The organism is Pseudomonas sp. GM84, assembly GCF_000282535.1.
GTDB lineage: Bacteria > Pseudomonadota > Gammaproteobacteria > Pseudomonadales > Pseudomonadaceae > Aquipseudomonas.
Genome location: NZ_AKJC01000125.1, coordinates 1 through 4,372, shown reverse-complemented (window position 1 = coordinate 4,372; position 4,372 = coordinate 1). Strand labels below are relative to the sequence as shown.

The window sequence follows — 4,372 nt, the reverse complement described above, 5'->3', positions numbered from 1 at the left end:
GCCGGCTCCCACAGGTACTCCGCCAGCGCACTACCTGTGGGAGCCGGCTTGCCGGCGACAGGGCCGGTGAATTCAGCCGAGTTGCCCGACTATCAACCCCATGCCCACCAGAATCATCGCCAACCCCGACACCCTGCCCACCCACTTCACCGCCTCCGGCCGGGTGCTCAACACCGCCTTGGCGCCATAGCCCACCAGCGAATAGATCACCAGCGAACTGCACAGGTGCACCAGCCCCAGCAGCACGATCTGCAGCGGCACCGGCCAACTCGACTGCGGATCGGTGAACTGCGGCAGCAAGGCCAGGATCAGCAGAAACACCTTGGGATTGAGCCCGCTGACACAAAAGCCCTTGAACGCCCAGCGCGAACCGGATTCTTCGGCATCGCCCTGCCCCGCTTCGGGCACCGAAGGTTTGAGCAGCAGATTGCCGCCCAGCCACAGGAGGTAGACGGAGCCGGCCAACGTCAGCAGCGTCAACGCCAACGGGTGCCCGGCCAGCAGGCTGCCCACCCCTGCCGCCACTACCAGGGTGGCGAGAAAATGCCCCGACAACATGCCCGCCACCGCCGGCATGACCCAGCGCCCGCGCATGCCCGCCGAGATGGCGTAGGCCCAGTCGGCCCCCGGGGTAATCACGAACAACAACGACACGGCCCAGAACGCCGTCAGCACACTGATTGCCACTTTGAGTCTTCCTTCACAGGTTGGCGGTGAAGAAAGCGTAAAGATTTCGCCGGAGGATTTTCTTCCGTATATTTCCCGGATACGCACGATTACTGGAAGATTCTTCCCTCATGGACCGCACAGACCGCAAAATCCTTGCCGAGCTGCAAAAAGACGGTCGCCTTTCGGTGACCGAACTGGCCGACCGTGTGGGCCTGAGCCTGTCGCCCTGCCATCGGCGGCTCAAGGCGCTGGAAGAGAGCGGCGCCATCCTCGGCTACCACGCGCGCCTGGCGCCGAGCGCGCTGGGGCTGAACTTTGCCGCGCTGGTGTTCGTCACCCTGCGTGAAGTGACCCGCCAGCCGGTGGCGGATTTCGAAGCGGCAGTCAGCGAGATACCGCAGATCGTCGAGGCGCAGCGGCTGTTTGGCGATCCCGATTACTTGTTGCATGTGGTGGCCAAGGACTTGCCGGCGTTTCAGAAGCTGTATGACGAGCAGTTGACCAGCATTCCCAATGTGAAGCGGTTGAGCTCGACGCTGGTGATGAAGGAAGTGATTCAGGATCGGATACTGCCGATGTAGATGGGCTGTCTGTACTGGCCTCATCGCCGGCAAGCCGGCTCCCACACGAGGCGGTAGTGACTCTCTCTGTGGGAGCCGGCTTGCCGGCGATGAGGCCGGTAAAGGCGCCCCCTTCACCTGCACTGCAAACGAGCACCTCGCACCAACCCGACACACCCGTTTGAGTTTACCCCCCTCCAACACCCCAAGCCCGGGCCCTCCAGCCCGATGGCCCGCTTGTTGCTACCACTCGTCCCTTAACCTTTTGTCAGCCTTAGGTTTTTTAACGCTTATGGGCACATATTTACTAATTTCTCCTTCCCCCCGCACCCCGCATCATCGCTCCAACAAGAACGCGTCGCCCTTCGCCGGCACGTACCCGGGCAGCCCCCGTTGCCCAACCTTGCCTTGGAGTCAGTCATGACCAGTGCAGCCAACTCGGCACCCCTCATAGAAAAACACACGATCGGCTACGTGCCCCCGCAAGACCGCCATGGAAAGGTAAGGGATCTGTTCACACTGTGGTTCGGCGGCAACATCGCGCCGCTGCCCATCGTCACCGGCGCGCTGGGCGTGCAGCTGTTTCACCTGAACCTGATCTGGGGCATCGTCGCCATCCTGGTCGGGCACCTGGTCGGCGGCGTGCTGATGGCACTGCACTCGGCCCAGGGCCCGCAGATGGGCATCCCGCAGATGATCCAGAGCCGCGCCCAGTTCGGCTCGCTCGGCGCATTGCTGGTGGTGGTGATCGCCGGGGTGATGTACATCGGCTTCTTCGCCTCCAACATCGTGCTGGCCGGCAAATCGCTGCATGGCGTGGTCGATACCGTGCCGGTGCCCGTCGGGATCGTCATCGGCGCGCTGGGCTCGGGGATCATCGGCATCATCGGCTACCGCTTCATCCACGTGCTCAACCGCATCGGCACCTGGGTGCTGGGCATCGGCATCGTGGTCGGCTTCGGCTACATCTTCACCCACGTGCAGAGCGACGACTTCCTGACCCGCGGCGGCTTCAACCTGGCCGGCTGGCTGGCCACCGTGTCGCTGGCGGCGCTGTGGCAGATCGCCTTCGCCCCCTATGTGTCGGACTACTCGCGCTACCTGCCGGCCGACGTGAAAGTCTCGTCGACCTTCTGGACCACCTACCTGGGCTCGGCCCTGGGTTCGAGCCTGTCGTTCATCTTCGGCGCGGTGGCGGTACTGGCGATTCCCGCCGGCATGGACACCATGGATGCGGTCAAGCTGGCGACCGGCACCCTGGGCCCGATCATGCTGGTGCTGTTCCTGCTCAGCGTGATCAGCCACAACGCCCTCAACCTGTATGGCGCGGTGCTGTCGATCATCACCCTGATCCAGACCTTCGCCTACCGCTGGATCCCCACCGCGAAGAGCCGTGCGGTGCTGTCGCTGATCGTGCTGGCGGCCTGCTGCGTGGTAGCGGTGTTCGCTTCGGCGGATTTCATCGGCCACTTCGTCGACATGGTGCTGGTGCTGCTGGTGGTACTGGTGCCGTGGACGGCGATCAACCTGATCGACTTCTACGTGATCCACAAGGGCGACTACGACATCCAGTCGATCTTCAAGGTCGATGGCGGTATCTACGGGCGCTACAACCCGCAGGCACTGCTCGCCTATGCGGTGGGCATCGTGGTGCAGATCCCGTTCATGAACACGCCGCTGTACGTTGGGCCGATTTCCGAGCACATCAACGGTGCCGACCTGTCGTGGCTGGTGGGGCTGGTCATCACCTCGCCGCTGTACTGGTGGCTGGCGAGCCGTGACAGTGCTTATCGTCGTCGGCAGATGAGCGCCAAGCTGGCTGCTGCCTAAGTAGCTTCGCCTTCACGGGCCCAGGCAACACCCCATGTCGCAATCAGACAAGCACACGTCGCCCGCGATCGGCTTCACAACCCGCCCAAACAAAATAATGGCGACATCTACCAGCCCCGCGCCGTGGGCTGGCTGACGCGGTACTTGCGAGTAAGCAGCCTCGCTTCACAATTCCAACGCTGTGGCGCCCTTTTGCACCGGACAGTTCGTCCGGGCTCATAACGATAAAACTCCCCGAATTGAAGACCCGCGCCGCGCCAGTCGGGAGTGCTTGCCTGCGCATATTGTGAAGACGTTGACTGCCATGATCGCTACCTCAATCCCCGTAGCCGGTGCTGCCACCGGCCACCGCAACGCCCTGCTCGTTGCCCACATCGCCGCCGTGCTGTTCGGCCTGACCGGCATCCTCGGCCACCTGATCGCGGCCGACGCCAGCATCATCACCTTTGGCCGCGCCACCTTCGCCTTCATCGCGCTGGGCTTCGTCGCCGGGCTCAAGGGCACGCGCCTGCTCGATGCACTGACCCTGCGCAACCTGCCGATCCTCGGCCTGACCGGTGCTCTGCTGGCCGCGCACTGGGTGACCTTCTTCATCGCCGTCAAAGTCGGTGGCGTGGCCGTCGCCACCTTGGGCTTCGCCAGCTTCCCCGCCTTCATCGCCCTGATCGAGCGCGGCGTGTTCGGCCAGCGCATCGGTGCAACGCAGGCCGCCTTGTTGCTGATGGTCACCGCTGGCCTGGTGCTGGTGGTGCCGACCTTCGACCTGCTCGACAACGGCACCGTGGGCCTGCTCTGGGGCCTGGGCTCGGGCCTGGCCTTCGCCTTGCTCACGGTCGCCAACCGGCGCCGCGCGTCGAGCATGAATGCCATGCAAGTGGCCTTCTGGCAGAACGTGGTGGTGGCGGCTCTGGTGGCGCCGTTCGCCTTCACCCACCTGGCCAGCACCAGCCTGGGTAGCAGCGACTGGGTCAACCTGGCTTTGTTGGGGGTGTTCTGCACCGGGCTGTCGCAGTTTCTTTTCGTCAAGAGCCTGGAAGGCCTGGAAGCGCGCACCGCGGGCATGATCATCGCGCTGGAGCCGGTGTATGCGATCGTCGGGGCGTGGTGGCTGTTTGGTGAACAGCCGACCCTGCGCATGGCGGCCGGTGCTGCACTGATCGTGCTGGCGACCCTGCTTGCCGCCTGGCGCAGGGCACCGGCGGAACAGGGCGATACCAGCCGTTGCGCGCATTGATGGAGTAGCGGTTGGGGCCTAAGGGCATGCCTTGAATGGTTTGTCGTTTGAGAGATCGAGCGCCGCCCGCGCGGCGCAT

At 64.0% G+C, this 4,372-nt stretch carries 4 protein-coding genes; 3 read left to right on the top strand and 1 reads right to left on the bottom strand.

Annotated elements, in window-relative coordinates:
- Window positions 1–72: 72 nt before the first annotated feature.
- Window positions 73–687 (bottom strand): LysE family translocator, encoded by a 615-nt coding sequence (locus tag PMI38_RS11240; RefSeq protein WP_008093869.1) that lies wholly within the window; start codon window positions 685–687, stop codon window positions 73–75.
- 110 nt (window positions 688–797) lie between these two features.
- Between PMI38_RS11240 and PMI38_RS11235 the strand changes: the two genes are divergently transcribed.
- From PMI38_RS11235 to PMI38_RS11225, 3 genes are all read left to right on the top strand, one after another.
- On the top strand, window positions 798–1,250 hold the full coding sequence (locus PMI38_RS11235; RefSeq protein ID WP_008093867.1) for an Lrp/AsnC family transcriptional regulator: 453 nt from the start codon (window positions 798–800) through the stop codon (window positions 1,248–1,250).
- Window positions 1,251–1,649: 399 nt separating this feature from the next.
- Window positions 1,650–3,059 carry a purine-cytosine permease family protein gene (locus PMI38_RS11230; RefSeq protein ID WP_008093866.1) on the top strand — a complete coding sequence of 470 codons (1,410 nt, stop codon included), beginning with the start codon at window positions 1,650–1,652 and terminating at the stop codon, window positions 3,057–3,059.
- A 304-nt stretch (window positions 3,060–3,363) separates the two neighbouring features.
- Window positions 3,364–4,293, top strand: coding sequence for a DMT family transporter (locus PMI38_RS11225; RefSeq protein WP_008093865.1), 930 nt, complete (start codon window positions 3,364–3,366; stop codon window positions 4,291–4,293).
- Window positions 4,294–4,372: the final 79 nt, after the last annotated feature.

Bases quoted from the DNA above. Each gene is read 5' to 3' on its own strand.
- PMI38_RS11225 (WP_008093865.1), top strand. From the start codon at position 3,364: ATGATCGCTACCTCAATCCCCGTAGCCGGTGCTGCCACCGGCCACCGC.
- PMI38_RS11235 (WP_008093867.1), top strand. From the start codon at position 798: ATGGACCGCACAGACCGCAAAATCCTTGCCGAGCTGCAAAAAGACGGT.
- PMI38_RS11230 (WP_008093866.1), top strand. From the start codon at position 1,650: ATGACCAGTGCAGCCAACTCGGCACCCCTCATAGAAAAACACACGATC.